The sequence below is a fragment of the Xanthobacter sp. BG11Y11_SDJG genome (assembly GCF_057364445.1).
On the sequence record NZ_JBNFNU010000583.1, the window covers coordinates 1 to 1,853 of the forward strand.

Annotated in this window: 4 protein-coding genes; all 4 read right to left on the reverse strand. The window is 72.5% G+C overall.

The annotated features are described in order from the left end of the window. Positions 1-229, reverse strand: a 229-nt coding sequence (locus AC2W7M_RS24650; protein WP_486135671.1) for a thiamine phosphate synthase, incomplete at its 3' end; no start/stop codon positions are given. A gap of 7 nt (positions 230-236) precedes the next feature. Continuing rightward, entirely contained in the window at positions 237-1,016 is a 780-nt protein-coding gene (gene thiG / locus AC2W7M_RS24655; RefSeq protein WP_486135672.1) for a thiazole synthase, read from the reverse strand. Between the two features lie 49 nt (positions 1,017-1,065). Further along, positions 1,066-1,275, reverse strand: coding sequence for a sulfur carrier protein ThiS (gene thiS / locus AC2W7M_RS24660; protein ID WP_486135674.1), 210 nt, complete (start codon positions 1,273-1,275; stop codon positions 1,066-1,068). Between the two features lie 5 nt (positions 1,276-1,280). Beyond that, on the reverse strand, positions 1,281-1,853 hold a 573-nt coding region (locus tag AC2W7M_RS24665; RefSeq protein ID WP_486135676.1), incomplete at its 5' end, for an FAD-dependent oxidoreductase.

The window sequence follows — 1,853 nt, forward strand, 5'->3', positions numbered from 1 at the left end:
CGGCGCGGGCGCGTTCAGCCGGTCCGTGCAGCGTCACCCGCGCGCCGAACGGCCGGGCGATCGCCGCGATGCGGGCGAACAGGGCGATCTGCTCCGCCTCCGGCAGGTCCTTCTCCCGCAGGCTGATCCAGCGGCAGCCGCCGGCGCAGGCCGCGCCGACCACGGCGGCAAGGTCGCCCTTCGCCTGCGACCGGTCGGTGATGAGCAGAACCGGCGGGGCGGGGAGCATCCCCGCCTCAGCTGCCGACCAGGCCGAATTCGGGGCTGGATGCTTCCGCATGCAGCTTCTTCGGGATGCGCCCCGACAGACGGGCGAGGCGCCCGCCCTCCACCGCGTGGCGGAAGGCCGAGGCCATGCGCACCGGGTCGTGCGCCTTCGACACGGCGGTGTTGAGCAGCACCGCCGCGCAGCCGAGCTCCATGGCGAGCGCGGCGTCCGATGCCGTGCCGATGCCGGCGTCCAGCACCACCGGCACCGGCGAGCGGGCGCAGATCAGCTCGATCATGTGCGGGTTGGCGATGCCGAGCCCGGTGCCGATCATGGAGCCGAGCGGCATCACGGTCGCGGCGCCGAGGTCGGCGAGCTTCTGGCAGGTGACGGGATCGTCGTTGCAATAGGGCAGCACCACGAAGCCGCGGTTCACCAACTCCTCGGTGGCCTTCAGCAGTTCCTCGACGTTGGGATAGAGCAGTTCGCGATCGCCGATCACCTCCAGCTTCACCCAGTCCGTCTCCAGCGCCTCGCGGGCGAGTTCCGCGGTGAGGACCGCATCCTTGGCGGTCTGGCAGCCGGCGGTGTTGGGCAGAATGTGCACCCGGCCGGTGAGCAGGTCCGTCAGGCTCTCCTCGTAGCCCTTAAGGCTGATGCGGCGGATCGAGGCGGTGGCCATCTCGGACCCCGAGGCCTCCAGCGCGTCGAGGAACACCTTCTGGTTCGGGTAGCCCGCGGTGCCGAGGAACAGGCGCGAGGCGAAGCTGCGCCCGGCGATGACGAGAGGATCATTGAACGCGGTCATGGTTGGTCTCGTCCGTTTCCGGCGAAGTACCCCGTTCCCGGGGCGGGGATCAGCCCCCCTGCTTCGCCTCGATGATTTCCACCTGGTCGCCGGCCGCAAGCGCGGTCTCGCCCCAGGCGCGGCGCGGCACCACGGCGCCGTTGAGCGCCACCGCGATGCCCTTGCGGTGCGCGTCCACGCCCTTCTCGCGCAACAGCTCGGCGACGGTGGCGACCGCGTGCTGTTCCGGCGCGCCGTTGACGGTAAGGCCGAGGGCCATGGCGCTCACTCCGCCGCCGCGCGCGGCGCGAAGCGGGCGGCGGTGAAGGGCGCCGCCACCGCGTCCATGCGGCCGTCGAGGATCTGCGAGACGATGGCCTGCGTGGTCACCGGCAGCAGCAGGATGCCGTTGCGGTGGTGGCCGGTGGCGTAGATGAGCCCCTCCACCTCCGCGCTCGGGCCGAGGATGGGCGCGTCGTCGCGGCTGCCGGGGCGGAAGCCCACCCACTGTTCGATGATCGGCAGTTCCTCCAGCGCCGGCAGCGCGCGCCAGGCATTGGTGAGCAGCGCCAGCAGGCCGCCGGCGGTGAGGGCAGTGTCGAAGCCCTTCTCCTCCGTGGTGGCGCCGATGATGAGGCGGCCGTCGCGGCGCGGCACGAGGTAGGCGCCCGGCGCCCACAGAACGTGATTGAGCAGCGGCGCCGCCGGGTCCATCTGCAGCGCCGAGCATCTGGCCCTTGGATGGGACGGCACGGGCAGGGGGGGCCGCGGGGTCGAGTGCCGATGCCGCGGCTCCAGGCGCCGGCGGCGAGCGACCGCCACGTCCGCCGGATGCAGCGCGCCGCCCGCCACCACGCC

Bases quoted from the DNA above. Each gene is read 5' to 3' on its own strand.
- thiG (WP_486135672.1), bottom strand. From the start codon at position 1,016: ATGACCGCGTTCAATGATCCTCTCGTCATCGCCGGGCGCAGCTTCGCC.
- thiS (WP_486135674.1), bottom strand. From the start codon at position 1,275: ATGGCCCTCGGCCTTACCGTCAACGGCGCGCCGGAACAGCACGCGGTC.